The organism is Flammeovirga sp. MY04 (assembly GCF_001682195.2).
Classification (GTDB): Bacteria; Bacteroidota; Bacteroidia; order Cytophagales; family Flammeovirgaceae; genus Flammeovirga; species Flammeovirga yaeyamensis.
This window is the reverse complement of record NZ_CP003560.2, coordinates 4,057,161-4,084,148: the sequence shown is the minus strand read 5'-3', so window position 1 is coordinate 4,084,148 and position 26,988 is coordinate 4,057,161. Positions and strand designations below refer to the sequence as shown.

The window sequence follows — 26,988 nt, the reverse complement described above, 5'->3', positions numbered from 1 at the left end:
ACTTTCCAAAAAGACAATTTGATGTTTAACCCGAAAATCAATCCTCTAAAATTTTCTTGACAGCCGATTTCTGCATGTATTCTTTCGGTGTCACACCTGTCGACTTTTTAAACGCTCTATTGAACGTACTTTTCGATTGGAACCCGACTTCATAAGCGATACTCAACAAGGTCGACTTTTCTGCATCGCCAATAAGTACTCTTTTAGTGAATGCCTGTACTCTATAATCATTGACTAACTCCGAAAAATTCCTCTTATACGCCTGATGTATCAGTTTAGTCAGTTTATGTGAAGGCATATCCAATAAATTGGCTACATCATTTAAAGTAAGATCATGTTTGGTGTATAATTTATCCCTTTCAAAAAGTTGAGTCATCTTCTCAATAAATTCTTCGATCTCTTTATTGGTGGATGTCATTTCTTCTTTTCGATAGGTACTTTTCTGATCTATAGGTTTAATGAATGCATGATATTTAAAGACCCAAGCCGATATAAAAATCAGATAAGTAAAAGTAGCATACCATATGATTTCGTCTGATAAATCTTGAAGTTCAAAGTTATTTTGGAATGAAAACACCAAATAGCCCTGAATCACTAAAGCCCCAAAGAAGGCCATAATAATTACCAAACCTACTTTTTGATAATACTCAAAAGCTTTTCTGACCAATTTTACAGTGCTGCCTTGTAAAGACTCAGTATTATATTCTTTCAAATGCTTTTTAGAAAAATACCACCCAATCAAAGAAGTTGAAACAAAGAATACTTTAACCAATAGATTTATCGTTGGATATTTTCTTTCATGGAAAATTAATAGAAGAGGTTCTTCTTGCGTCAAGTAACAACCTAAAGATGCCAATAGCCCCACACTTAAAAGGACAATTACCGACAAGTATCTCTTTGGTTGGAAAGATCTAAAAACATCATCTTGTACATTGGCTATGACTAAATTAACAAGTGGAATCATCAAATAGTGGAAGAGATGAATACTGCCTAAAGCATTTTTTGTGGGCAAGTAGTAAGATGTCCAATAAAGTGTCACTGTTGATAATCCCGATAATAATATCATCAACGTTAATTTTAATTGATGATGCCCGTGATTCATCCAAAGAATATAAATCGTCAGTAAAAAAAGATGGAATAAGAGAAACTGAGTAAGTTGAGGTAATTCCCAAAAATGACCTTTAAAGACATCTTCCCAATCGTCGACCGAAACAATAATTTGTTCTGGTCCTTTTGAGGTATGATGATACACTCTATTAGGACGATAACGGCCATTCGACAAACACTCAATCGTCGACCAACTTCCTCTCGAGACTTTAAATTCGAAATCAGCTATTGATGAAGGCAAGGTAAAAGTGTACAAGCCGTTTTCATCTTTATTAAATTGATAATTGGTATTTGCCGGATCCCAATCATTAAAATCGCCTGCTAGAAAGAACTTGGATTCGTAAGGAGTGGAGGAAGGGATTTCATGTAAAATAATAGTCGTTTGACCCGCTAAATCTTCCCATCCAAGTATATCAATAAACACGGTATCCGACTCATTTTCTGATATAAAAACTCGGTTGGCTTTCGGTTTTCCATCTTGTGTGGACTCAACCTTCGACCAATCGCCTCGAGTTATTTTATACTCAAAAGCATTGAGCTGATCGGGAACAGAAACAACCCATTGCGCCTTTTCATTTTTTATAAACTGGTATTTCTGATCAGATGGATTCCATGCATTAAAAGACCCCACCAAAAAGAGTGTTTCATTATGTGGATGATGCAAAGGCAAGTTTTTGATCACAAAATTGACAGCATCCACCTGAAGCGTTTGACAGAAGAATAGGATGGAAGTGAAATAAGTAATTAGTCGATAATAATTCATTGTCATAGCGTGTTTACTGATAGTTGACAACAATATACTATCCTTAGGCTATTTGATAACAACTTACACCATATTATCTAACAAAAACAACAAAAAGAGACCTACCAAAAAGATAGGTCTCTATTACTTCATTTCTTGAAATATGAAAGTTTTAGGATTGCTTTTCTTCTTTCACAGTCCAAGTATTCGTTACCGTATTTTTCGATTTCAGAACTATCTTTTGAAAATCTCCTTGATTATCAAAAGTGAACGATTTGTCTTTTAGGTTTACCTTCCCCAAAGATGTGTACTGATCTGCACCACCTGTTTTGAAATTATTTGTGGTAGTCACCAACACTTCCGCTTCTCCATTTTGTAATGGTGTCCATGTAATCGTTGTTTTGTTATTTTCTGATGATGCATCCAATCCAAAGAAATCAGTTTCACCATAAAAAGCGACATCATCCAACTCTTCTCTTTGTTCGTCTTTCATTTTCCACCCCATAAAATTGATGATAGATGGATAGATAGAAGTCACACCTGGAGTGCCATAATCAAAATACTTATTCGGCTTTTGGTTCGTCACAATCCAAGTCGCTCTTTCACGCTCAGATTGACCGCCATGATGATGTCCTGTTTCTGCTGTACGGCCATGATCTGTTGTTACTACAATCATCCATTCCTCGTTATACTTTGCTTCTCTTTCTTTCACTGCATCCCAAACTCTACCCACTTGAGCATCTGCTTTTGTAACGTACTCATAAAAATAATCACCATCGCCAAAACGGTGAGACGCATCGTCTGTGTACTGAAGATATACCCATGAAAAATCAGGTGCGTTCTCTTTGATATAACGTCCTGCCTCTTTACTCACTTTTTCATCGATTTCGAAGTACTGCAAGTTATTTTCTTTCTTTGGGAAATTGACAGTATCCAATTCAAAACCATCAAAAGCGTAATCTACTTTTACGTTTCCTGTAGCCGCTAGCCCCTCACCAATCAACTTGGTTCTATTGTCCAACCAAGTTGAATAGATTGCTGTAGAATACGGTCTTTCTTGTTCTTTGGCCAACTTAAAAAGCGATGTATAATTGTAATTAGGTGCTTTGATCCCGTTTCCGAAAACATTGTGTTTATTTACCCAAGTACCCGTTAACAACGAATTGTATCCTACTGCAGAAATTGTTGGTGTTTGCGAATAACCGTCTTTTTTTCCGCCAACATACGCGTGCGTATAACCTCCTTTTGAAGCAATACTATCTAAGTTAGGCGTATGTACTTTCTCTACAACATCATTTGGAATGCCATCGACAATGATGTAGACTACTTTTCTTTCTTTTTCTGAGGTATGAGCTGATTTATTTTCTGTTGGTTGACAGCTTACTAATATTGTAAGAATAAGTGATATCCACACTAGTGTATAGTTTTTCATAATTGATTTTTGTTTGATTGTAAAGGGGCTGTCAGAAGCATACACCTCCGACAGCGATATATTTATTTCCAGATCCAAGGAGTATGGTTTACATCATCATTGTAATCCAAAGCATCAATTGCAGATGCATTGTTTAATACTTCCGACTGAGGATACATCCAACGGTAAGGAATTTTACCATTGTTACCTGTTCCTTCTCCGATAGTAATTTCTGGGTAACCTGTTCTTAGGTAGTTGTAGAACAATTCATATCCACCTTGAATAATTAAAGCGGCTTTTTTCTGATCCATAATCATCTCCAATCCATTTTCAGGTTGGAAAATCACTTTTGGATGTTGCATGTAGGCTTCAATTTTTTCATCAGAAATACCATAGAATTGAAGTGAACCCACTGTTCCTTTATTGTAGAAAGATTCTGTTAGATTATTATCGATCCAACCTCTTTGTGCGGCTTCTGCCAAAATGAACATCATTTCTGAGTAACCTAAGATCATATAAGGCTCATTTACTGGATCTGAAAAATAACGTGGGTCAATAGAAGAAACATCTCCAGTGTTCACTTCGTTACGGATATCGCCAAACGCCATCGAACCGTCAACACCCTCATAAGCATCCCAATCGTTTGCTTCTTTTCCTTCCAACTCTGCATTGGTCGTCATTGCTGCGATACTGAAAAGACGCTCATCTTCTCTTTCTTTAAAGAAATCGACCATAGTCTTCTCCATCCACGTATCTGTTGCAATACCATTATTTTGATAAAGGAAGTATCTAGAATTTAAGGCATCAACATATCTCAAATTAGCAGCAGCATCCAATTCATTAAAGTATTCTCCAGACTCATAGATCTTCTTAAATTCTTCCGAAATATTAAAAGATACATCACCTTCTCTTTTACTTAGGTTGATCAACACTTTCAAGGCAAGTGAGTTGGCAAATTGTTTCCATTTTCCTGCGTTCCCATCAAAAACAATATCACCACCAATCGTATTATTTTCATCCAAAAAAGAAGCTGCTTCTTGAAGTTCTGAAAGTATACCTTCAATCACATCTTTTTGAGAATCATAAGCAGGAGTGAAAATACCATCACTTTCTCCTCTTACTGCTTCTGAATAAGGAACATCTGTAAATGTTCTTGTCAGTTCGAAGAAATAGTACGATCTCAAGATTTTAGCGACTGCGATATAATTATCGCCATCTTGCAATTCTTGTGATTCCTCTATCATTTTCTGCAACTGCATGATGTAGTGATAATCTCCAAAACCTCCTCTTTGCCATGTAAATGACTGAGAAGCGGTATTACTCTGAGTATATACCAATTGTCTTGATGATAAGGAAGGATCGTAACTCGTTCTGTTACCATTAAACACATGCTGACTCACGTAGGTCAACAACTGAGAGGGATGTGCAGAAGTTGGATCGTTCGGATTCTCATTCACCTCCGAAAGGGGCTTGCAGGCACTAAAACCTGCAAGCAATACAACTATATATAAAAATGATTTTTTCATGACTCGATTAGAAATTAGCTTTTAAGTTGATACCAGTATATCTAGGTGATGGTGATTGAGAATTATCGTATCCGATGTCTGGATCAACATTCGGGATATTCGACCACATCCAAACATTGTTGCAAGTAAGACTTACTGAAGCTCCTTTCATATGAAGTTTTGATGCAAATGTTTTTGGTACATTGTAAGTGATAGATACCTCACGAAGTTTTACATAAGAGGCATCAAAAAGACCCGGAGCATCTGATCTACCACCGTGATGATCAATTACCCAAGAAGAATAACCTACTCCTGTTGAGTTCGGAGCAAATGTTCTTGTATCTGATATCACATTACCTTGAGCATCTCTAACAATCTCACCTCCAGTAACGATCACACCTTGTCCCACAAAAGAACTTTCTCCTGCGATATCTCTATCACGATGTTCCGAAAGTGTATTCATATGAACGCCACCCCACATCATCTTTTGGTTGGTTGTAGAATACATGATTCCACCAATACGACCATCAATAGCAAACCCTAGGCTCCAGTTTTTATATCTGAAAGAGTTTTGGAAACCAAATAACCAATCTGGTGCAGTGTGCCCCATGGCAGTTCTAGTTGGATTCACAATTGGTAAACCTGAGTTGGCATCATATACAATTTCTCCTTCAGGTGATCTTTCCCAATCGTATCCTAAATAAGTATCTGTTCTATCACCCGCTTGCAAACCATTGTAGTTGTCTTGTCCTCCATAAATGCTAGTTAGCTTTCTAACGAATTTTGACCAGTTCATTGAAGTATTCCACTCAAAGTTATTTTTGCGAATAGGAGTTGCATGCACCATCAATTCGATACCTTGCTGCTTGTACTCATTACCGTTCACATAACGTTCATCAAATCCAGAAGCTTCTGATGTTGGTAACTTTATGATTTGATCTGTATCAACGATTTCGTAATAGGTAAGGTCAAACCCAATTCTATCTCTTAGGAACCTCACGTCAGTACCTAATTCAAAAGTTGTTGATGTTTCAGGACGAATATTTGGATTCAGTAAAGTTGATGGATAATACACTTGAGCATTTCCATTCCACATTCTATTCGCACTTCTGTATACTGATTGTGTTTGGTAGATGTCCAAATCCCCTGATACCTGTGCCATAGATCCTCTCAATTTAAAGATGGAAACTGCTTCAGGCATTTCGATTAAATCAGATACCACAACACTTGTACTCACCGATGGGTAGAAATAAGAGTTGTTGGATGCAGGTAGAGTAGAAGACCAATCATTACGAGCGGCTAAGTTTAAGAAAATAGCATTCTTCCAAGCCAATTCTGCAGTACCGTATACTGAATACATCGCTTTATTGTAGAACATATTCGTGGCTGTTACCGGCCCAATAGAGTTGGCTAAGTTATAATTGTTCGGTACTTGCAAACCGTCTGTTCCCGAATACATATCTCTTGCTTGGTAAGAATTATAATTACCTCCTAGATTCATTGATAACGCCCAATTATCATTAAACTTTTTGTTGTAAGTGATGATAAGATCATTATTGAACCAGAAACGATCTGCGTTCCATATTTCGTAGTTACCACGAATATCATTACTGTAATCCAAGAACGATTTTGGTGTTTTCAAATCTTTGAACTCCGAACTATTATTAATCGATGCTCTGTTCAAAATCTTCAAGTTGTCATTGATATCGTACGTTAAGGTAGCATATGCCAAGTTGGTATTTTTATCATACATCTGACGGTTCTCATAAGCCACAAAGTAAGGGTTGTTGTACCAAGCGTCGTTATAGTTTCTTTGTTGATATCCTTCTTGACCGTCTGCCCAATAATTTCTCAAATCTCTCACATCTACATCAGGACCCATCCAGAATAACAAGTTGTACATATAGTTGTGTGGACCATAACCTGTTCTTGGGTAATTATCAGAATATTGTTTGTTGTAAGAGAAGAAAGCATCTAATGTAAATTTCTTTCCCAATTTCTGCTGAGTAGTTACCGATACATTACTGATGTTCAAATCCGTATTCGGTACCATACCACTTTGGTACATATGTCCTGCTGACACCCTCACATAACCATTTTCTGTATGCTTTGCCACCGATAAGTTAAGGTTAGATATCGATGCCTGAGATAAAAAGTTCTGAAGATTGTTTTCACCTTTTGATACCCAAGGAGTAGCTATTCTTTCTCCTGTTACAGGATCAATTGGGCTATTCCATTGTGCTATTTCTCTATACCCTGAGGCTGTGTTAGGATCTCTCTGATTCAATTTTGGGCCCCAAACCCATCCATCACCATCAGCGATACCTCCACCTTTACCATCTACATACCAATACTGACCATTTGAGCCCATACCGTATTGTGATTGTGTTTCCGGAAGCACGACAAACCCTGTTTGCATTTGTGTTCCCATATTCACATTGATGTCCAATTTATCACTTTTTCCTTTTCCTTTCTTCATGCTGATCATCACTGCACCGTCTTTACCTCTTGATCCATAAAGGGCAGAGGCAGAAGCACCTTTTAGCACATTCACGCTTTCAATATCATCTGGGTTAATATCATATAGATTGGTTTCTACAGGAATACCATCTACTACAATGAGTGGTTCTCTTCCTCTAATTTCAATCGAAAGACCATCAAACATTTCTGTAGAGTTCTTCACATCCAAACCTGCTACTTTACCCGTTAGGTTGGTCATTACGTTAGGTTGACGAACTGTTTCGATGGCATCAGATTTTACTTCTTGAGTGGAATAACCTACCGCTTTAGCTTCTTTTTCTAGACCCAAGGCAGTGACTACTACTTCTGTTAATTCCTGAGCATTTTCATTCAGTTCTACATTAATAATTGACTGAGATGTGAAAACCACTTCCTGAGGTTCGAAGCCAAGAAAAGCAAAAACTAAAATATTACCCATAGATGCTTTCAGCTCATAATTACCATCCATATCGGTAATTGTACCTGCTGTAGATCCTTTGATAATAACAGTTGCTCCGATAATCGGTTCCCCGCTCAAAGCATCCTTTACTTGTCCCTTGATAATTCTTTCCTGCTGATCTTGTTTAGGCTGTTCTTTAGGTGGCTGAACAATAAACATATCATCCACTCTTTTAAAAGAAAGGCCTGTTTTTTTCGAAAGCTGCTGAATTACGTTATCTAATGATCCATCTAAAGAGATATCGATGTTTTCCATATCTCTTACTTCATTAGAATAAGCAAATTCTACATGATGCTTTTCTTCGATCTTTTGGATGATCTCAAAAAGAGAGTATCCGTTTAAAGCGAAGGCGTTTGTGGTGAATATTGCCATGAAAGTAAAGGCAATAGGCAGCCAGCCCCACTTTTTGATAAAAAAGTTAGGTAGTAAAAGTCGATACATAACTGTTGTAGTTTTTTAATTAGTTTTCTTTGAGATAATACAAGTTTCCATCCTGCCTCACAGATACATCCAATGAGAATTCAATTATTCTCATCACTTTCAGTAGAGAAGCATTCTTGATTTTCGCGTTTAATTTTACCTCGTTTAACGAATGTTCATATACTAGTTTAATCCTGTAAGCTTCGTAGAGTCGTTTGGCCACTTCGTCTATACTCGCTTCCTGGAACCAAAGGCTGTTGTGATCCTTCTCAAAAAGTAATTGCTCTGAGGAGAATCTCATTATTTGTGTGTTGGTCCCTTGCATCACAAAGGACTCATTTGGTTGGATATTGATATAGTTATCATCTGATTTTTTCTTCACCTTCACTTTCCCTTCTATCAAACTTACTTTTGATACTGCTTCATCTTCAATGACTTCAAAAGTAGTTCCTGTCACTTTTGTTTCTAACTGATTTGAATAAACATAAAAGGGGTAATCTGCATCAGATTTCACTTTAAAAAAGGCACTTCCTATTAATTGAACTGACCTTTTGTTTTGATCCGACAGCGGCGACTCATAAGTAAGTGATGCTTTTGGATAGAGATGTACGTTTGTACCATCTTCCAAAGTCACGATCATATTACTATTGGTCGTATTGATAATCTCTTGCACATCTTTCTGAGAAAACAGATAAGAAGAGAAAGGAATAATCAATAACATTGCTGTTACTGAAAGTTTCCAGAAATTATATAAAGATCTAGTTTTAGTTTTTGTCGGTACTTCTACTTTTTGATGAAGTAATTGCAATCCCTCATCCACAGAAAAAGAAGGAATAGAAGAAGGTTTTTCCCATTGCTTCTTTAATAAAAGAAACTCTTGTTGGTTTTTCTCATCTTTCATCCATTCATCAAAAATGATTTTCTCTTCTGCACTTAACTCTTTCTCCAGTGCCTTAACTAATATCTGATCTATATTTTTGTTCATCTGTTTTTGCTTTCACTACTAAGAGTCAAAACTGAATCGCTACCTCACTTTTTTTAAATGAACAAATGATGAATTATAAATGAACTGGAAATAGTTACTGAATAGCTTTAATCATTGATTTTAGACTTTCTTCCCTGAATTTGAAGTTTTGTTCTAAAATGTTTCAAGGCATTGATCATGTGTTTTTCAACTGCACTTACAGAAATGTTCATCAACTGCGCAATTTCTTTATATGACATCTCCTCCTCTCTTTTTAAAAGAAAAACTTCCTTGGTTCTAGTCGGTAACTGATGCAGTTCCGATTTAAATTGATGCTCCATTTCATCAAATACCATTTGTTCTTGAATGGTAAAATCAGTTGAGATAAAAACATCCGACAGTTCTTCATTAAACTGCTGCTGTTCACCCTTCTTTCTGATGATGTTATTTCTAACTGATTGATATAAATAGGCTTTTGGATGGTCAGGAATTGTTAGATTACCTCGTTTCTCCCAGATATTCGTAAAAACGTCCACCACAACTTCTTGCACCATATCCCTATCAGCATAAATTCCATAGGCATATTTACAAAGAGGTTCGAAATGAAGTTTAAACAGTTGGTCGAATGAAGTATAGTTTCCTTTATTTATTCCTTGAAAAAGATTTAGGTCTTTCATGGTTTTGTAGTTTATGCCACAAATAAAAGCATCCTAAATTCTTCTTTCTATTCTAACCGATGAACATTCTATTAAGTATTTTCTTCAATGTTAATTGACAGGCAAATTAGAACATAAAAAAAAGTACATGGCCATACTAATTTATCGCCATGTACTTCAATTTATTTTTTGATGGATGGATTATCCTTTATAAAATCCTTTACTCTCAATCAGCTCTCTCACCCCATCAGGAACCATATAACGAATATCTTTCTTTGCCTGTATCGACTTTCTGATGTAGGTCGCAGAAATATCAACCATAGGTGCCTCAATCAATTTTACATTTTCATGCTCCTTTAGATCCGAAGGCTTAGCGTGAGGACGAGGGTAGACTAATAGGCCGTAATCTTCCAAAATGATATGGTGATTTTTCCACTTTCTAAAACCCGCTAGATTATCTTCTCCGACGATAACTTTAAAATCGTGTTGAGGGTGTTTCTCTGAAAGATAGACCAAAGTATCCACAGTATAACTCGGTTTAGGCATTCTAAACTCAATATCCGTTGCTTTAAAGTTGTAGTTCTTATCTATGGCCGCTTGTACCATATCCAAACGATCGAACTCGTGGAGTAGGGTACTTTTCTTTTTAAAAGGATTGTGAGGAGAAACAACAAACCAAACTTCATCTACTTCTCCACTTTGAACCATGGCATTTGCTAGAATTAAATGCCCAATATGTATAGGATTAAATGATCCGAAAAATAAACCTGTCTTTCTCATTTATCTTATTTTTTCCAACCTCTCAACATTTCTCTTTTACCAGGAGGGCCTGGGTAGCGTTCTACTTCGTAGCCTACGCTGACCAAGTCTCTTCTCAATTGACCTTTTGCACAATAAGTCACAAATAAACCGTTTGAGGCCGTCAACTCAAAAGTTTTCTTTAAGTTAACCACAATCCATACTTCCGGTTGCTTGTTCGGTGCAAAGGCATCAAAGAAGATCACATCAAATGATAAGGTCGGAGTGAAGTGCTCTAAAGTTGTTTTTTGTTTGTGAAGTTTGAAGTTAGGCAGGATTTCTACCACTTCATCCCAAGCTGCTTGATGTAAAGCCTTAAAATAAGGCGTCAAATGCTCATCTAATAGTTGATTATAGTTCAGTCCATCAATTAGCTCCTCTGATAAAGGAAAGGGCTCTAGGGTAACATAATTGATCTTTACTTCTGGGTATTTCAATGCTTGCTCTACCATCAAGATAGCGTTCAAACCTGTTCCCATACCCACTTCGAGAATATTCACCTCTGTTTTCCCTTCCATAACGGCTTCGAATCCCGATTTGATAAATACATACCTCGATTCTGTTAAAGCACCGTGAGAGGAATGATAGGTCTCATTTAAGGCCTCATTGTATAAAGAGCTCGATCCGTCTCCTGTTTCTATTATTTTGATGTTACCCATACTGCAAAAATACACACTCATAAAATAAAGAAAAGGCTTTTAACCATGTTATTTCTCTAACCATAGTTAAAAGCCTTTGTTTTAAAAGACAATCAAATGATATATCAAGTGATTTTATCCTTTTACTGTTCTTTTATTGCTGCACTTCCGCATTTCACTAAACTTGTGATCATTCCGGGGTTGGTGAAGTGAGGTTGATAAGCATCCGATTCTTCTAGAAGCTCAGTGAAATTAATTGTGTAGGTCTCATTAGTATTAAATACAGCTACTGAATCATTTTCATCTCCACAACCTAATTGATGATTATACACCATTTTATCCAATGTGATAATATACTCATCACCTTCTTGTACATAAGCACCTCTCATCGAATTTACTTTATGATAGTAATTGATATCTTCATTACCTACCACAATATGTCTGTTCTCAACACATGTTTGGTCAGGATAAAAAGACCAATTCGTTAGCGTATGAGTGTCGACCTCATTTTCTGATGTGGTTAACTCATAAAATCTAAATTGTGCATTTGGTTCTTGATCGATCGTGTAGTTTTTTTCGTTTGAATTACACGAAAAAGTTAGAAGTGACAGAAGTCCTAAATAGAGGTAAGTTTTCATTGTTTGGCTTTAGTAAGATGAAAAAATTGATGTTTATTGATATGAAGATATTAAAAAAAGTCACTTCAAGGAATAAACCCTAAAGTGACTTTTCTCAATATATTATTAAGTTCTTCGTTTAGAAGAATTTATAACGCTCGTCTGTTACGTCTGAAAGCTCAGTTACCGCATTCAATACATTTTGGAATGCGTATCTAGACGCTTGGTTTTCAACCTGACGTTGGTAGATAGTGTAATCCGCTGACTCTAATGCTTTGTCTGCTTTTCTTACTTTAACGATAACTACACTGTTCTCATCAACGATAGGAGCAGAAGTAGCACCTTCTTTCAAACCAAATGCAGTACCAATTGTCTTAGGAGCAATACCGATACCTTGGATAGAAATATCGCTGAACGATAATTCGTTTACGATATCTGTTTTCGCACCATTACCATAAGCTTTCGCCATGTCAGTTAAGTCGCCTTTTAAGCTGTTTAACTTGTTCACGATGAATTCAGCTTTCTTCGCTTTAGTTGCTTGAACTTTCGCTTCGTTTTTCACTTCAGCAAAATCAGCTACACCTTCTTCACGAGAAGACATTAAAGTAGCAACTACGAATCTGTCGTCTAAGTCAAATACTTCAGAAACCTCATCGATACCTGCCTCAGTGTAAGCCCAACGTACCACTTGTCTTACTGAGTTACCTCTTAAGCTGTTGATGTATGTCGCTTCAGGAGCAATGTTTAAAGCTTGCTCTACGAATAATTTTTCTTCATCAGCTTTTGCTTCGAATGCTGCTCTACCAGATTTAACTGATGAAGCGAATACAGAAGCTTTTCTGTATGCTGCGTTGATTGTAGCGTCTGAAGGAGTTAATTTTTTCTCCACGATCGCTAAATCGTACATTTTCTTAGTTTTTGTCTCTGTTACTTTGATGATATGGTAACCGAATTGAGTTTTCACTAATTTGTTTACCAAACCAGTTCTTCTAGCACCAAATACTGCTTGATCGAATTCTTTTACCATTCTACCTTTAGCAAACCAGTTCAAATCACCACCATTTGCTTTAGTTGTTGGCGCAGCATCACCTACTTTCTTAGCAAGCTCTTCGAAGTTTTCACCGTTTTGGATCTTTCTTAAAGTAGCTAAAGCTTCTTTCTTAGCAGCAGCATCGTCTTTATCGTTTTTGAATAAGATATGAGATGCACGAGCAGAGTAGATTGAATCTTCTGAAGTACCAGTTACTTTGTAGATTCTGTAAGCACCAGCAGCGAAGTAAGGACCGTATACATGATCTACAGCCATATCTTCGTTGATCATGTAAGTAGGAACACCTGTCATGTTCACTGTCATCAAGTTAGTAGCACCTTCTGAGTGAGAATCAACAAATGCAGTATCGTTTGTTGTTTTCGCGAAAGAACGTTGTAAGTCTTTCATTTCGCCTTCCAATACTTCTTTGTCAGCATCAGATGGTTGAACTTGGAAAGAAACAAACTCAATACCTCTGTTCGCTTTACGCTCAAATTCGTGTTGATTGTTGTTGTAGTAAGATTTGATATCAGACTCAGAAACATCCACTAAAGAATCTGCTACAGCATAGAAAGGAACGTTTAAGTAAGCAATTTCAACTTTGTCGTTTTGCTTCTCATATTCTTTCTTACCTTCTAAGTTAGAAGCATAAGTTGTTCTAGAAATCAAGTTTTCGAATTTTACACGACCTCTTGAAGTCTTCAACTGTTGCTCCATTGCCACTTGTTGTTGGTATTGCTGTGAATTAGCTCCTTGAGTTTTCAACATGCTTAAGTACTCGTTGATACGCTCTTTGCTTACTTGACCAGTTGAGTCTACGAAGTAACGTCCAAATTGAGGGTCGATGTTGTTTCCTGAGATAATATCAGTCATTTCTTCATCCGTAACTGTAATACCTAGTTCGTCCATTTGACGTTGGTATGCGATACGGTAGATCATTTCATTCCATGCTGCTTGACGAACACCTTGCATTTGTTGTTCGTTTGGAGGAGTTGGATAATTCGCTTTAATATTTTCAACGATTGTAGAGAATTCTCTCAATTCAATATCATCCCCACTAATTTGCCCTACAACTTGCTTGTTATTTCCCAATAATGTAGAGTTTGGTGACAGCAGGTCACCTCCTACCATAAATAGAATAAGACCGACTGCAATTACACCAATTGCTACGCCAGATCTCTCCCTTATACTCGTAATGATTGCCATGATTAATTATAAATGCTTTATATATGAATCCTTTTGGTATATCCATGGATGTTTTTTCTTCCCATTCAGATTGAAAAACCACCACTCAAAAAACTTTACAGGGAATCTTTCCAAGTAAAATTAAAAACATGCAAATGTAACAAGATATTGGGTAGCAACACAATTAAATACAAAAAAATGTACAGATAACACCAAAAATTTAGCATAAAAAAAAACCTAACAGAAAAATATCTGTTAGGTTTAATTCTTGGTACTAACCAAGAGCGAAAAACGGGGTTCGAACCCGCGACCTCAACCTTGGCAAGGTTGCGCTCTACCAGCTGAGCTATTTTCGCTGATTTAGTACCAGGAGTGGGGATCGAACCCACACGAGGTTGCCCTCACAAGATTTTAAGTCTTGCGCGTCTACCAGTTCCGCCATCCCGGCCCAACCATCTCTGATTGGAGATGAAAGGATTTCATTTTTGAGCGAAAAACGGGGTTCGAACCCGCGACCTCAACCTTGGCAAGGTTGCGCTCTACCAGCTGAGCTATTTTCGCTTGATGTCCTTTTCATCTGTGTGTCTTTCCGTTGAAAGCGATGCAAAGGTAAGGCGACTTTTTTTATTTCCAAAAGTTTTTTTGAAAAATGTAATAAACGAATGTAAACTATCTGATTATCAAGGTCAATTTTTACAAACTTTTTTTGAAGTTTTTTTGGTGGGTTTTAAAATCGGTGTTTTTCGTTGAAATCGGAGGTCTCAAAACTCCCACAGTTTTGAAGGTAGTCTTCTTCTTTATTTCATTTTATTTACGATTCAACCTCTGTTTTTACATTTGTTTGCATTTTAAATCAAACAAAATTTCTCCTTTTTTGATTTTTCTAAGTGTCAAACATCAATAAATCTGGAAAAATGAGAAGTAATAATTCTTGTTTTAGGTTTTTGAGATTAAAAAAATTGAGTTTAGAGGAAAGAATCAGGGGTAATTTTCTTCAAATTTTTCAATCATAGACTTCAATCATCAAAAAGAACTTCTGTTTTTTTTAATTTTAGATCTAATAAAATACGATTGATAAAACCAATTTTAAATATTTTCATGCAAATTTTGAGACCATATATCAATTGTCCGCTTTAATTTTCTAAGAAATATGATGAGCAAAAGCTTATAACAACGTTTGAAACAATTTTTATAATCTAAAAACTATCAGTTAAAAGGAGTGACTTACCATTAAAATTTAATACAAGTTTTAATGATCGTTATTGATTTACTATTATTAAGGATCTATTCACAATTACAGATTTAAAGTAGTCTATCTTTGCGTATCGAATTAAGGGTTCTTTTTACATATCCTGTTTTTTTATAAGACAATAAGACACGATTTTACTGATATATAGAAAGATTTCATTACTTTTAAAGGAATAATAATCATGGCAATATCAACTTATCCTATGGATTTTAGTTTCACAGATACACTTTTTGAGGGAGATAAAGAAGGTTATATCGACTTCCTAAGCATTTCTATAGATGAATTCGAAACTGATTTTCCTAAACTAAAACTAGCTTTGGAAGATAAAGATTCTGATCTATTCAGTGCCGTTAAACATAAGTTTAGCACAAGACTTCATACATTTAACTTAGATACATTAGAAAGATTTATGGCAGATGTTGGAGCAAATTACAAAGAGGATGTAAACTCAGTAGATCCAGTAATGGCTTGGGCTGAATTAGAGCGTCATTTAAAGAGTATCTTAGATACATTAAACCTTAAATTGACAGAAATTAAAAACAGTTAGTCTCGACTAACCTTTTATGGGAATTGATTCCCAGAAGATATATAGACCTGTATCTCCCGTGCTTGACTATCATAGCGGCGAGACAGGTCTTCTTTATTTTCTTGTAAATAATACTTAGAAAGATTGATATTGGCATGTAAAGCCACCTCATTCTTCTTTAAAAACAAATTAGGAGCCAAGCGAATCGGTTTACTATAATAGCCTTCGACTGCTTGCTTTTCTTTACCCATACCATAAACTATGTTTCCCAACAGCAAATAGCAGCCTAGCGTTTTTACGTAGTCTCTACCATAATTTGTATTATAGTACTCTAATAATTGAGAGGCATAATGAAAAGATGAATCGTATTGATGATGTGCATAATGAATCATCGACAGGTTATTATAGGCCATTGCTTTCCATCGACTTTCTGATTCTTTTTCAGAATCAAGCACTCTATGATATAATTGAATAGATTGTAAAGTATCTCCTTTCTGTAATAGCAACCCTGCCAAATCAATTTGCTGAATAACAATCTGAGCACTGTCTTTAGAAGAACCCATATCCCATTCCATATCGTAAGCTTTATTGGTGAAGTCCTCTGCTTTATCAAACTCATTCATCTTAGCCAAGACTCTAGAGATTTTATGCATTAACTGAGCAGCTTTTAAATTCTCCTCCCCAAACGATTTTTGATTGACCTCTAAACATTCTTCATACATCACATAAGCAATACTGTCTTGAGACATTCTTTCGAATTTCTCTCCTATTCGAGTATACCAGGAAATGATATCATTTACATCATTTAATTCTTTATTGGTCAGAAGTAGATCGTCAAAAAGCTTTTTATACCATGTATGTGCATAATTGTACCTTCTCTTATTAAAGAATACATCAGAATTTTGTCGCATATACGACTGACGCTGATCTTTAGTACCTACATTACTGAATAAAATATCAAGAGACTCTAAGGCATAGATGTTGGCCGAATCATAATCTGCCTTCTTAAAATAGACATTGGCGATTTGCTCATTTACTCTTTGAAGTTCTAAGGCATTTTTACCAAATATTTTCTTGGCAATGGTTTTAGAGCGATCAAGATTATTTAAAGCTAAACGATAAGAACCCGTAGCGGTATGTGCTGTAGCTATTCGATTTAGGATAACAAACATATCTTCTCGATATTCTGTATCCATTTCCGCAATGATATCAGATGCTTTGGTATAATAACTTGTGGATGTTCCAAAATTTTGGATTTCAAAATTATAATTACCTAAAGTCATGTAGGCATTGATCAGATTATAAAAATGATTCATGCCTTCTGCCTCTTCGTAAGCTTCTGCAGCTTGTTCGTAGTAATTAATGGCTATGGTAGAAAGTTGGTGATGTCTGAAGATATGTGCTAAATACATATACATATCTCCAATAAACCCATAATTAGGATTGGGTTGAGCCCTAAGTAAGGCTAAGCCTTTTTGTAAATATTGAGATGCAATATTGGAATATCCTTTATCGGCAAATTTTTCTGCTATTTTCTTATGCAGTAAAATAATACGCTCATCTGTATTCAGGTATTTCTCTTTTGCTAATACGATTATACTATCAGATAAGTGCTGGGCTTCGATATGGTAATTAAAAGATAATAAAGAATCTAGCTCGTACTGAATCTCAGAGATTTCGTCTTGTTCTATTGACAAGGAATCTTGCTCGACATTCTGTGCGAAATTATAGTGGGGAAGTACTATTAATATCAACATTCCAATCCCCTCACATATACGTTTATATAAATGTGACCTTCCCAAGTACTTACTCAAATTGATGGTAATAAATTATTCTTGTGGTATTTATTCAAAAAACTTCAAATAGAGCGACTATTTTACCGTTTGATGTACTTTACTCACAAAAATATAATCTTCTTTTTTGAGGAAGTACCTAACATAAATAGATTGATAATATATATCAGATGTTATTTTAACTCACTGAGTTTTGCTGGAGTCAAAGGTTTAATAATAATCCCTTCTACCTCATTATATTGTTCCGCTCTTTTTCTGTCATCTACTGTCACCTCTGCAGAAAGCATATACACTTTTGGTGCTTTCGTTCCTTTTTCAGACAATTGATCTAAAAAATCCCAACCTGTGCTTGGTGGCATATTAATATCTAAAAATACAAGTTCAGGATTTACTTCATCCCAAGACTGTACTGCATCACTGGCTTCAGTAAATGTGTAGACTTTTTCACCAAAATTTGTTTTTTCAATCATTTTACGACAGATCATATTATTCGTAGGATCATCGTCTACAACAAATACATTTTTATAACTGCTCATTCTCTTATTTCTATGCTAAAAAAAATGAAAGTGTTGATACACTTTACAATGGAGTCATATAAAAGACTCAATATTTATTTAATCGCTATGCAAAAATAAACAATTCTTTACGGTTTACGGCAAATTTGGATTATTTAAATGATCTAGAATTCAAGGAAAAAAATGTAAAAAGTTTTAAAATAAAAAAAGGTGAGCAAAACTCACCTCTTTCCTAACCAATTCAATTATTTAAACTTCCATCGAAATCTTTCATAAATGATGCAATGCATCTTTTAATTTCTTTTGGTCACACTAATTGCATTTTTCATAATGAAAATGCCTTTTGTTTGATTTCTTGATTGTAAACATATATTAATATTACCTTTTTCGCAAGTATTACACAAAAAAATTCGATAATTCTCATTAAAAAGGGGCTAAATGTATCTTATTTATAATCAAATGACTATAAATTAAAAATAATTAAACCATAGAATTAGTAGAGTATTGTAATTTTTAAAGGTCTTTGCCCAATGCTTACAAACATCTTTTCAATTCAGTTAGAATTATACTAACTTGTAGTTTATGCACAAAAATGGATAGACGAACTTCATTTTTAGTTATTCCATCAGTTATGTGCTTCATTTTAAAAGAATTTCTTTAATGAAATCGACTCATTCTCTGTTTAAATTAAATTGATGAATATTTCCACTGCTCAACAAGCCCTGAAGCATTACTTCGGGTATGATCGATTCAGACCAATGCAAGAGGACGTTATCAATTGCGTGCTCTCCAAACAAGATGCAGTAGTACTTATGCCTACTGGAGGTGGTAAGTCTATCTGTTACCAAATTCCTGCTATTATTTCTCAAGGTACAGCTATTGTTATTTCACCTTTGATTGCTCTCATGAAGGATCAGGTTGAAAGTTTAAAAGCCAATGGTGTATCTGCTGCTTTTCTAAACAGTACACAATCTTATACAGAACAAAGAGAAATTGAGGAAGACTTGAGATATCAACGTCTTAAATTGTTATATATCTCACCAGAAAAATTACTTACGGGTAACTTTTTAGATTATCTATGCAATCTCAATATTAGTTTTATTGCTATTGATGAAGCCCACTGTATTTCTCAATGGGGTCATGATTTTAGACCGGAATACACTCAGTTGGCTGCTTTAAGACAACGTTTACCACATATTTCTTTTATCGCTTTAACTGCAACAGCAGATAAGGTGACTAGAAATGATATTGCTAATCAATTAGGGATGAATAATCCACAAATATTTTTGGATTCATTTGATCGACCTAATCTAAGCCTAAGAGTAGAAGCGGGACAAAAACGTATTGAGAAAATCATTAAGTTTTTAGAAGCAAGACCCAATCAATCGGGAATTGTGTATTGCTTGTCTAGAAAAAGTACCGAATCTATTGCCACTAAACTTAGAAACGCGGGGTACAATGCCATGTATTACCATGCAGGCATGAGTGCCGATGAGCGTTCCAGGGTTCAAGAATCTTTTATTAAAGACGATATACCGATTATCTGTGCTACTATTGCATTTGGTATGGGCATCGATAAGCCCAACGTAAGATGGGTGGTACATTATAACCTTCCGAAAAATATGGAAGGGTATTATCAGGAAATTGGTCGTGCAGGCCGAGATGGTCTTCCATCAGATACCATGCTTTTCTACACCTTTGCAGATGTAATGCAACTACGTGACATGGTCAGTGATGCAGGACAACATCAGCTTCAGCTTTCCAAATTGGAAAGAATGCAGCAATATGCAGAGACGAGAACGTGTAGAAGACGTATTTTACTAAGTTATTTTGGAGAAACTTTGGAAAAAGATTGCGGAAACTGTGATGTTTGTCGTAATCCTCCTGAACTTTTTGATGGAACTGTGATTGCCCAAAAAGCGATGTCAGCTATTGTTCGGGTACAAAGGGAAATGAATAAGAACTTATCGACAGGTATGTTGATCGATATTCTTAGAGGATCGAGACGTATTGACTTGATCAATCAGAATTTCCACACTATCAGAACATATGGTGCTGGTCACGATATCAGTTACGATCATTGGCAATTGTTCTTACAACAAATGTTGAACTTAGGATTAATTGAAATTGCTTACGACAATCACAATACTTTCCGTGTCACTGAAACTGGAAACCAAGTATTGTTAGGGAAATTTCCTGTGAACTTTGCTAAATTATCTCAGTTTAAAAGTACTCCTTCTTCTAAAGTACCTACGAAGAAAGTCTCTGCTAAAGAGCAATTGGGTAGAGAGTTATTTGAGGAACTTAGAGTATTGCGTAAAACCATTGCGGATAAGGAAAATATACCTCCATATGTAGTATTTAATGATGCTACGCTAAAAGACATGTCAGATAAGAAACCTATTTCTGTCCATCAGATGATGTCTATTTCTGGTGTAGGTGAATTGAAGCTGAAAAAGTATGGCAATGAATTTATCGGCTTGATTGTTCGATTCATTATCAAAAAATCGAAGGAAGGATTTAAGATTACCGGAAGCACTTCTTTATTGACGTATGAATTGTATCAACAAGGTTTGAGTGTTCATGAAATCGCCCAACAAAGACAGCTTCAAGATCAAAGTATAGTAAGTCATCTTGCTAACCTTTATGAAATGGGTTACAACATCGATATTTATCAATTTACCTCTGAAGAAGAATTGGATGCTATTGATGATTGTATTCGAAAAATGGGAAGCAACAAAGGTGTAAAAGCAATTTTTGATTATTTCAATGGTGAAATTCCTTACACAAGTATCTATTTTGGAATTGCCCATCAGAACCGATTAGAAACGGTAGTTAGGTAAACCTTTGTTATTTTATCTTCATTTTCAGTACATTTTGATCATATTTTACAGATATTTGTCTTTACATATATCTTATTTGACCTTTTATATATTAGTACATTTCTTTAAAAATGAGCGAAGAGAAAACACATAAAGCCGGTTTTGTAAGTATCGTAGGTAAACCCAACGTTGGTAAATCTACGCTTATGAATCAGCTTGTAGGGGAGAGGCTTTCAATTATTACATCAAAAGCACAGACAACGAGACATCGTATTATGGGGATCATGAGTACGGAAGATTATCAGATTGTTTATTCTGATACTCCCGGTATTATTACTCCAAAATACGAATTACACGAGTCTATGATGGATTTTGTAGACAACTCTCTTTCTGATTCAGATGTGATTCTTTTTGTGACGGATATCTTCGAGCAGTTTAAGGAAAAGGATGCACTCATCAAACTTGAGAAAGCAAAGGCACCTATCATTGTTATTATTAATAAGATTGATATGGCCAAGCAGGATGAAGTATTGAAAAAGGTGGAATATTGGAAAGAAAAATTAAATCCAAAAGTAATTATGCCAGTTTCGGCACTTCACGGATTTAATGTTCAGGCGATATTAGACGAGATATTAGACTTGCTTCCAGAACACGCTGCTTTCTATGATAAAGAGGAATTGACTGATAAGCCAATGCGTTTCTTCGTTTCTGAGATTATTAGAGAAAAGATCTTCTTACACTATAAAGATGAGGTTCCATACTCTTGTGAAGTAATGGTCGACAGCTATAAAGAAACACCTGATTTAGTGAAAATCAGAGCGACGATTATGGTGGAGAGAGATAGTCAGAAAGGTATTATCATCGGTAAAGGTGGTATCAAACTGAAACATGTGGGTGCTGATTCTAGAAAAGAATTAGAGAAATTCATCCAAAAGAAAGTATTCTTGGAAACTCATGTGAAAGTGGATGCTGACTGGAGAAAGAACGATAAAAGTTTAAAGATGTTTGGTTATAAAAATGACTAAGCAAATTGATATAAAACGAAAAATCCCTTACCATTTAATTAGTAAGGGATTTTTTATATCTATCTCTTTTTACGGATTAACATGATAATAAATACTCGCTAAAGTATTATTTCTCCTTTGATCTGATCCATTAAATCGTAACTCATACTGTCCTGTGTCTGGGAAAACATACATTTCTGATATATCAAATTGACCAGTTCCTGGAACAGGAGGAATAAGCATAAAATCATTGACCAATGAATCATAAAAACCAGAGGTTGTTGTATCTGTAGGAATTTTTAGATACATCAACATCAAACAGTTGTTCATGTTATCATCTAAATCATCCATATAGGCATTTACAGTAAGTGTCTCGGTTATTTTCACCTCCAATGAATCCTTTTCATATTCAGGAAATTTAAAATAAGGAGCGAAATTTTTAAAATCAATGGCAAAACGAGTCAAAGGACTTTCGTTAAATGAACGATCCTTCGCTGACATATAGATTTCATATTCACCAGTACCTGCATATAAAGATGTGGTAGTTTGTGCAGATGCAACTCTAAAGTTCTTAGTAATCTCTGTTTGTGCTCCTGCAATAGGGAAGGTATCCTCTCTTACTAAATAAGGAGGAAATCTTAAACCTGGCGAATTATCAGGTCCTACATAATCAAATCCAAGTTTATAAGAGAACAATCCCTCATTATCTGTCATATAGGCAATAATTGTCAGATCTGTAGATAATGTATCTACAACAGGAGTATCACCTGCTTCATCCCCGTTTACGGTAAACGATCGGATCATAGGTGGTTCAGTATCTATAAACTTCTCACACGAAAAGAGCAAGATCGAAAACAGTAAACTGAAACTATATTTAAGGGTTACTTTCATAAACTAAAATTTCTTCACATTAATGAAGACAGTTAAACCAATAGTAATGACCACAAAGATGTTCAAAATTATTTTAACCCAATTCGTATCGTCCATGAATAACAAAGAATTATTGGCATTTTTCATCGCATCATAGAAAGATCCTAAATCAGATTTAGAAATCTGAGCATTTCGCAAGCTCTCTCCTTCTACAACAATCTTACCTTCTGGATATAGTGTTTGATACTTCTTTGTCCTCGGATTAAATATCGATAAAGAAATAAAATCTTTTAATAGATATTCTCCAGGCTCTTGAGGCTCTATATAATATTGGAAAGTTTTTGCTCCCACTACCTTTCCGTTTGCTCTATTAATGCTCTGAGAAACTGAAGGAGGATAGAACAATAAAGAGTCAGTTTCGCTAAGATTCGGCTGACGGATAGCATTGATGTTTCCTTCTCCTTCCACTCTAAATTCTAGTGTTACACTTTCCCCTGTTTTTAATTGTTTATCGCTTAATTTTTCTCTCAAACGGTAGTTACCTACACTCGATAATTCTTTTTGAGGGTTATCAGGCAGATCTTTTATTCTGATTGTTTTCCCTTTTGATTTGAAAACCTCTCTATCTTCTTTTCTTTCTCTTCCAAAAAACGATTGTCTTTTAGAAACTTGATATTTAACCATTTCCAACTCAGTTGTAGGAATCACAATATCTTCTGTATTTAAAGGATAGAACATGGCTTCATATATTTTATACTGTCTATATGATTTACCATTGATAGTGATGATTTGAGGTCGAATAGATTCTATATTAAAGTTCTCTTCCCAACAGTTCTTAGGTTTCACTGCCTTTAATATGTTGGTAATTTGTTCGTCCATTTTATAAAACTCTAATTCCGCTTGATTCGAAATAGCGATATAAAACGAAATATCCATCTTAAAACCTTCTCCTCTGTATACTGATGATTTATCTGTGCTTACGGCATAAAACGCATCCGCCTTCACATCAATAAATTGTTGGTTATCTTGATTTCTATCAAATGAGTTTCCTCTTCCCCAGAAATCGGCAAAGGGATCGTACGTTTGTCTTTGTACAGGTTTTCCTACTTTAATAGATGCTCCAGGATGATTTTTAGACTTATCACCCACTTTCATTGTAAAAGCAGCTAATGTAAATGTTCCTTGCTTTGTTGGTTGATACAACTGAGTAACACTTTGCTGAGTAGAAACCTGACCATTAATAATGGTTGTTTGAGACGAAGAAGAGGGTCTTCCTTTTCTAAAGCCTGGAATATCTGGAAATTCAGAATAATTATTCATCCTTCCATTTTTTACTGTTAAAGTAATTTCAAAGCTTTCGTTAATACCTATATCTGTTTTACCAATATTCAGTTCTATTGTTTGAGCAAATACATTTCCCCCAACAAAAAACAACAAGGCGAATAAAGAAGCTTTTAATAAGCCAAAAGTATTGTCTATGATATATGTATATTTTTTCATTCCGTAAAGATCAGAATTCATAACTAGAAAAAATGTAAAAAAATTCTAAAAAATTGACTTCTCTCAAATAAAATGTAACTATTACACTATTTTTTCGTAAATTAGTTTAGACAAAAAATTAAATGTCTACTGTCCAACATATTTTTATATTAACACCAAGTAATAAACCCGATCATGCTCGAATATTCTAAAATCATTTTAAAAAAGGTTGCTTTTGATCGTCATCTTTTTTTGAAAGAATTACGCAAATCATTGGGGATCTTATCGATTAACGAAGTACTATCGCTAAGATCATGGGGAAAGTTAGCTTTTCCAAACTACGCTTTCATGATTCAAAATGAGTGCAATAAACAAATAAGTTCTTACGCATTAGTAGGATAATTAAACATAGAAAAAAATTAAATAAGAAGGTGATTGTTTTTAAGCAATCACCTTTTTTTTGCGAAATTAATATTCCTCATTAATCCCTCATATTTAGTTCTTTTTACGGCTGATTTTCTGAAAACCTCCTTAAAAACATCTTCTGTGAGTTCTTCCCAATCTTTTTTATTTATATCGCCTAACTTTTCATGAGCGTTAAAACATTCTTCTTGATGTGGTTTTGAGAATCTATTCCATGGGCATACATCCTGACAGATATCGCACCCAAAGATCCAATCTTGCATTTTCCCTTCAAATTCTTGAGGAATGGAATCTTTCAACTCAATAGTTAAATAAGATATACATTTACTACCATCTACCACGCCTTTTTGAGGAATTGCATCTGTAGGACATGCATCAATACAGCGAGTACAAGTACCACAATAATCTTTAATAGGTGGATCCTCTTCTAATTCTAAATCAATAATTAATTCAGCAAGAAAAAAGAAGCTTCCCATAGATCTGTTTAAAAGGAGAGAGTGTTTACCTACCCAACCTAACCCTGCCTGTTTTGCCCAAGCACGTTCCATAACCGGAGCAGAATCTACGAATACTCTTCCGTTCACCTCTCCAATTTCAGATTCTATATATTTTACAAGATCTTTTAGTTTCCTTTTAATCACATAATGATAATCCTCTCCGTAAGCGTATTTAGCTACCTTATAAGTATCTTCAGAAGCTACATCTTTTTCTGGAAAATAATTATAAGAAAGCATTACTACAGATTTAGCTCCCTCCACAAGTTTGGTTGGATCTAATCGTTTATCAAAATGATTGGCCATATACGACATTTCGCCATGCATCCCATTTTTAAGCCATTCTTCTAAAAAATCGGCTTCCTCCTCTAAAAATCTAGCTTTAGCAATGCCGCACTCACTAAAACCCAAGCGTTTTGCTTCTGCTTTAATGAGTGCGGCATTTTTTTCTTTTTGTGATTTTTTATTCACTTCTATATTGAATATTAATTCTTCATCTCCCTAAGGGAATCTTCTGCACACTTCTCAATTTCTTCAATAAAATGATTTTTATTTAAAGTATCAATATCTAATCTCTCGGCCCCTTTTGCCATTTGATGTAATCGGTTAGCACCTACTGTTCCTGCGATTCCTTTTAATGTATGAAGGCAAGTTCTAAGTTCTTCGTTCCTTTTATTCCTCATAGAAACTTTGGCCTGAGATATTAATTTATAAAAATCTTTTTCGAATGATTGGAGTAAATTATTGAACTGTTCCTCTTTAGCATAGTTTTTAATTCTAACCCAAACATTTTCTTTAAGAAGTGGTATCGTTCGATATATTTTAATATAAATAGTTTCCATTACTAATAAAACAGAAATAAAGATTTTTCCGTTTTTTCATGGATGTTTACCCAATTAAAGAATCAAAGAAATCTTTATTGATTCTTTAAAATCAAGTAAAATCTTTACAAAGCGAACTATTTAATAATTTATATTCTGACCCCTTAATCAATTATTCTATTTAATTTTTCTACTTAAAATCAGGCTTTTCACTATCAATATAGAGGAGAACTTACATTTGTATCATTTGAAATAAAATCATCAATTAATATCACGTAATTAATTACGCTCTTCTATCATAAATCTTTCAATATTATATCTCTACAATTAAATATTTATTTCTACCTATTTAATTACTTATAAAAGTTTGTTTTCTACTCATCAGGAAACAGAATAACAACAATGTAGAACGTAATTATTTACAATCTTCCTCTCAAAGGGAATAATTTACAAACTGTAAGGAAGTTTAAACTGTTTAAGTATTATTGAATATGACTTTATTTGTATTGATACAACGTTTTATCAATTTAGTAATTGATATTAATTGTATCTTTTATACTTATTTGATAAAAGTTTGCAGAATCATAGTGATGCCTTCATTGATACTCTTTATTTTGCGAAAAAATCTATACCATGATCATATATAACATTTCCTTTCATGTTGATGACGAAGTGCTTCAACCTTGGAAAGAGTGGATGAAATCTTTCTTTATTAACGAAGTAATGAACACCCAATGTTTTACAGGGTATAAGCTCATGAAACTTCTATCTGAAAAGGCCGAACAAACCGGTACGAACTTCGCTTTAATGCTTGATGTCGAAAATTTATTAAAAGTTGATCAGTTTATGCGTCAGTTTGAAGGTGATTTACACACTAAGTTAAAAGCAGAGTTTGGTGAGAAGGTTTCTCAATTCCGTTCTGTACTAAGAGAAGAAAACATTTAATCGTACAAACCTTAC

General features: G+C 34.9%; 20 protein-coding genes and 3 tRNA genes. 4 read left to right on the top strand and 19 right to left on the bottom strand.

What is annotated here, in order from left to right; all coding sequences use genetic code 11:
* Window positions 1-37 precede the first annotated feature (37 nt).
* The 13 genes from MY04_RS16295 to MY04_RS16235 all read right to left on the bottom strand — a co-directional run bounded on the left by MY04_RS16295 (window position 38) and on the right by MY04_RS16235 (window position 14,593).
* A complete protein-coding gene (locus MY04_RS16295) occupies window positions 38-1,870 on the bottom strand; it encodes a helix-turn-helix domain-containing protein (RefSeq protein ID WP_066211332.1) in 1,833 nt (610 codons plus the stop codon).
* Between the two features lie 151 nt (window positions 1,871-2,021).
* On the bottom strand, window positions 2,022-3,281 hold the full coding sequence (locus MY04_RS16290) for an alkaline phosphatase family protein (protein WP_066211329.1): 1,260 nt from the start codon (window positions 3,279-3,281) through the stop codon (window positions 2,022-2,024).
* Window positions 3,282-3,343: 62 nt separating this feature from the next.
* Window positions 3,344-4,786 (bottom strand): SusD/RagB family nutrient-binding outer membrane lipoprotein, encoded by a 1,443-nt coding sequence (locus tag MY04_RS16285; protein ID WP_066211327.1) that lies wholly within the window; start codon window positions 4,784-4,786, stop codon window positions 3,344-3,346.
* Window positions 4,787-4,793: 7 nt separating this feature from the next.
* Window positions 4,794-8,165: a SusC/RagA family TonB-linked outer membrane protein gene (locus MY04_RS16280; protein ID WP_084005926.1), complete on the bottom strand. Its 3,372-nt coding sequence runs from the start codon at window positions 8,163-8,165 to the stop codon at window positions 4,794-4,796.
* Between the two features lie 19 nt (window positions 8,166-8,184).
* Complete coding sequence (locus MY04_RS16275) at window positions 8,185-9,129, bottom strand: FecR family protein (RefSeq protein ID WP_066211326.1); 945 nt, start codon at window positions 9,127-9,129, stop codon at window positions 8,185-8,187.
* Window positions 9,130-9,236: 107 nt separating this feature from the next.
* Entirely contained in the window at window positions 9,237-9,785 is a 549-nt protein-coding gene (locus MY04_RS16270; RefSeq protein ID WP_066211324.1) for an RNA polymerase sigma factor, read from the bottom strand.
* A 180-nt stretch (window positions 9,786-9,965) separates the two neighbouring features.
* Window positions 9,966-10,544 (bottom strand): nicotinate (nicotinamide) nucleotide adenylyltransferase, encoded by a 579-nt coding sequence (gene nadD, locus MY04_RS16265; protein ID WP_066211322.1) that lies wholly within the window; start codon window positions 10,542-10,544, stop codon window positions 9,966-9,968.
* A 5-nt stretch (window positions 10,545-10,549) separates the two neighbouring features.
* On the bottom strand, window positions 10,550-11,221 hold the full coding sequence (gene mnmD, locus MY04_RS16260) for a tRNA (5-methylaminomethyl-2-thiouridine)(34)-methyltransferase MnmD (protein ID WP_066213385.1): 672 nt from the start codon (window positions 11,219-11,221) through the stop codon (window positions 10,550-10,552).
* A 122-nt stretch (window positions 11,222-11,343) separates the two neighbouring features.
* On the bottom strand, window positions 11,344-11,838 hold the full coding sequence (locus tag MY04_RS16255) for a hypothetical protein (protein WP_066211320.1): 495 nt from the start codon (window positions 11,836-11,838) through the stop codon (window positions 11,344-11,346).
* 118 nt (window positions 11,839-11,956) lie between these two features.
* A complete protein-coding gene (locus MY04_RS16250; protein ID WP_066211318.1) occupies window positions 11,957-14,053 on the bottom strand; it encodes a peptidylprolyl isomerase in 2,097 nt (698 codons plus the stop codon).
* Between the two features lie 262 nt (window positions 14,054-14,315).
* Window positions 14,316-14,388 (bottom strand) — tRNA-Gly (locus tag MY04_RS16245).
* An 8-nt stretch (window positions 14,389-14,396) separates the two neighbouring features.
* Window positions 14,397-14,480, bottom strand: a tRNA-Leu gene (locus MY04_RS16240).
* Window positions 14,481-14,520: 40 nt separating this feature from the next.
* Window positions 14,521-14,593: transfer RNA gene (locus MY04_RS16235), tRNA-Gly, on the bottom strand.
* Window positions 14,594-15,462: 869 nt separating this feature from the next.
* Here MY04_RS16235 and MY04_RS16230 point away from each other — a divergent pair.
* Window positions 15,463-15,828, top strand: coding sequence for a hypothetical protein (locus tag MY04_RS16230; protein ID WP_066211316.1), 366 nt, complete (start codon window positions 15,463-15,465; stop codon window positions 15,826-15,828).
* A 14-nt stretch (window positions 15,829-15,842) separates the two neighbouring features.
* On the opposite strand, the gene MY04_RS16225 is transcribed toward MY04_RS16230, so the two are convergent.
* A complete protein-coding gene (locus MY04_RS16225) occupies window positions 15,843-17,621 on the bottom strand; it encodes a tetratricopeptide repeat protein (protein ID WP_205960479.1) in 1,779 nt (592 codons plus the stop codon).
* 152 nt (window positions 17,622-17,773) lie between these two features.
* Complete coding sequence (locus tag MY04_RS16220) at window positions 17,774-18,136, bottom strand: response regulator (RefSeq protein ID WP_066211313.1); 363 nt, start codon at window positions 18,134-18,136, stop codon at window positions 17,774-17,776.
* Between the two features lie 674 nt (window positions 18,137-18,810).
* Here MY04_RS16220 and recQ point away from each other — a divergent pair.
* Window positions 18,811-20,958, top strand: coding sequence for a DNA helicase RecQ (recQ, locus tag MY04_RS16215; protein ID WP_066211311.1), 2,148 nt, complete (start codon window positions 18,811-18,813; stop codon window positions 20,956-20,958).
* A gap of 110 nt (window positions 20,959-21,068) precedes the next feature.
* On the top strand, window positions 21,069-21,962 hold the full coding sequence (gene era, locus MY04_RS16210) for a GTPase Era (RefSeq protein WP_066211309.1): 894 nt from the start codon (window positions 21,069-21,071) through the stop codon (window positions 21,960-21,962).
* 69 nt (window positions 21,963-22,031) lie between these two features.
* Here era and MY04_RS16205 read toward each other — a convergent pair whose 3' ends face one another.
* The 4 genes from MY04_RS16205 to MY04_RS16190 form a co-directional block, all read right to left on the bottom strand.
* On the bottom strand, window positions 22,032-22,832 hold the full coding sequence (locus tag MY04_RS16205) for a hypothetical protein (RefSeq protein WP_158297738.1): 801 nt from the start codon (window positions 22,830-22,832) through the stop codon (window positions 22,032-22,034).
* 3 nt (window positions 22,833-22,835) lie between these two features.
* Window positions 22,836-24,311 (bottom strand): BatD family protein, encoded by a 1,476-nt coding sequence (locus MY04_RS16200; RefSeq protein WP_066213382.1) that lies wholly within the window; start codon window positions 24,309-24,311, stop codon window positions 22,836-22,838.
* 428 nt (window positions 24,312-24,739) lie between these two features.
* Window positions 24,740-25,678 carry a tRNA epoxyqueuosine(34) reductase QueG gene (gene queG / locus MY04_RS16195; RefSeq protein WP_066211304.1) on the bottom strand — a complete coding sequence of 313 codons (939 nt, stop codon included), beginning with the start codon at window positions 25,676-25,678 and terminating at the stop codon, window positions 24,740-24,742.
* Window positions 25,679-25,692: 14 nt separating this feature from the next.
* On the bottom strand, window positions 25,693-26,049 hold the full coding sequence (locus MY04_RS16190) for an Hpt domain-containing protein (RefSeq protein ID WP_066211302.1): 357 nt from the start codon (window positions 26,047-26,049) through the stop codon (window positions 25,693-25,695).
* A 612-nt stretch (window positions 26,050-26,661) separates the two neighbouring features.
* On the opposite strand from MY04_RS16190, the gene MY04_RS16185 reads away from it, so the two are divergent.
* Window positions 26,662-26,973 (top strand): DUF4286 family protein, encoded by a 312-nt coding sequence (locus MY04_RS16185; protein WP_066211301.1) that lies wholly within the window; start codon window positions 26,662-26,664, stop codon window positions 26,971-26,973.
* The last annotated feature ends 15 nt before the right edge of the window (window positions 26,974-26,988 follow it).

What these genes read in the sequence shown, in the direction of transcription:
- MY04_RS16295 (WP_066211332.1), bottom strand. Translation starts at nt 1,870, where the DNA reads ATGAATTATTATCGACTAATTACTTATTTCACTTCCATCCTATTCTTC.
- MY04_RS16290 (WP_066211329.1), bottom strand. Translation starts at nt 3,281, where the DNA reads ATGAAAAACTATACACTAGTGTGGATATCACTTATTCTTACAATATTA.
- MY04_RS16285 (WP_066211327.1), bottom strand. Translation starts at nt 4,786, where the DNA reads ATGAAAAAATCATTTTTATATATAGTTGTATTGCTTGCAGGTTTTAGT.
- MY04_RS16280 (WP_084005926.1), bottom strand. Translation starts at nt 8,165, where the DNA reads ATGTATCGACTTTTACTACCTAACTTTTTTATCAAAAAGTGGGGCTGG.
- MY04_RS16275 (WP_066211326.1), bottom strand. Translation starts at nt 9,129, where the DNA reads ATGAACAAAAATATAGATCAGATATTAGTTAAGGCACTGGAGAAAGAG.
- MY04_RS16270 (WP_066211324.1), bottom strand. Translation starts at nt 9,785, where the DNA reads ATGAAAGACCTAAATCTTTTTCAAGGAATAAATAAAGGAAACTATACT.
- nadD (WP_066211322.1), bottom strand. Translation starts at nt 10,544, where the DNA reads ATGAGAAAGACAGGTTTATTTTTCGGATCATTTAATCCTATACATATT.
- mnmD (WP_066213385.1), bottom strand. Translation starts at nt 11,221, where the DNA reads ATGGGTAACATCAAAATAATAGAAACAGGAGACGGATCGAGCTCTTTA.
- MY04_RS16255 (WP_066211320.1), bottom strand. Translation starts at nt 11,838, where the DNA reads ATGAAAACTTACCTCTATTTAGGACTTCTGTCACTTCTAACTTTTTCG.
- MY04_RS16250 (WP_066211318.1), bottom strand. Translation starts at nt 14,053, where the DNA reads ATGGCAATCATTACGAGTATAAGGGAGAGATCTGGCGTAGCAATTGGT.
- MY04_RS16230 (WP_066211316.1), top strand. Translation starts at nt 15,463, where the DNA reads ATGGCAATATCAACTTATCCTATGGATTTTAGTTTCACAGATACACTT.
- MY04_RS16220 (WP_066211313.1), bottom strand. Translation starts at nt 18,136, where the DNA reads ATGAGCAGTTATAAAAATGTATTTGTTGTAGACGATGATCCTACGAAT.
- recQ (WP_066211311.1), top strand. Translation starts at nt 18,811, where the DNA reads ATGAATATTTCCACTGCTCAACAAGCCCTGAAGCATTACTTCGGGTAT.
- era (WP_066211309.1), top strand. Translation starts at nt 21,069, where the DNA reads ATGAGCGAAGAGAAAACACATAAAGCCGGTTTTGTAAGTATCGTAGGT.
- MY04_RS16205 (WP_158297738.1), bottom strand. Translation starts at nt 22,832, where the DNA reads ATGAAAGTAACCCTTAAATATAGTTTCAGTTTACTGTTTTCGATCTTG.
- MY04_RS16200 (WP_066213382.1), bottom strand. Translation starts at nt 24,311, where the DNA reads ATGAAAAAATATACATATATCATAGACAATACTTTTGGCTTATTAAAA.
- MY04_RS16190 (WP_066211302.1), bottom strand. Translation starts at nt 26,049, where the DNA reads ATGGAAACTATTTATATTAAAATATATCGAACGATACCACTTCTTAAA.
- MY04_RS16185 (WP_066211301.1), top strand. Translation starts at nt 26,662, where the DNA reads ATGATCATATATAACATTTCCTTTCATGTTGATGACGAAGTGCTTCAA.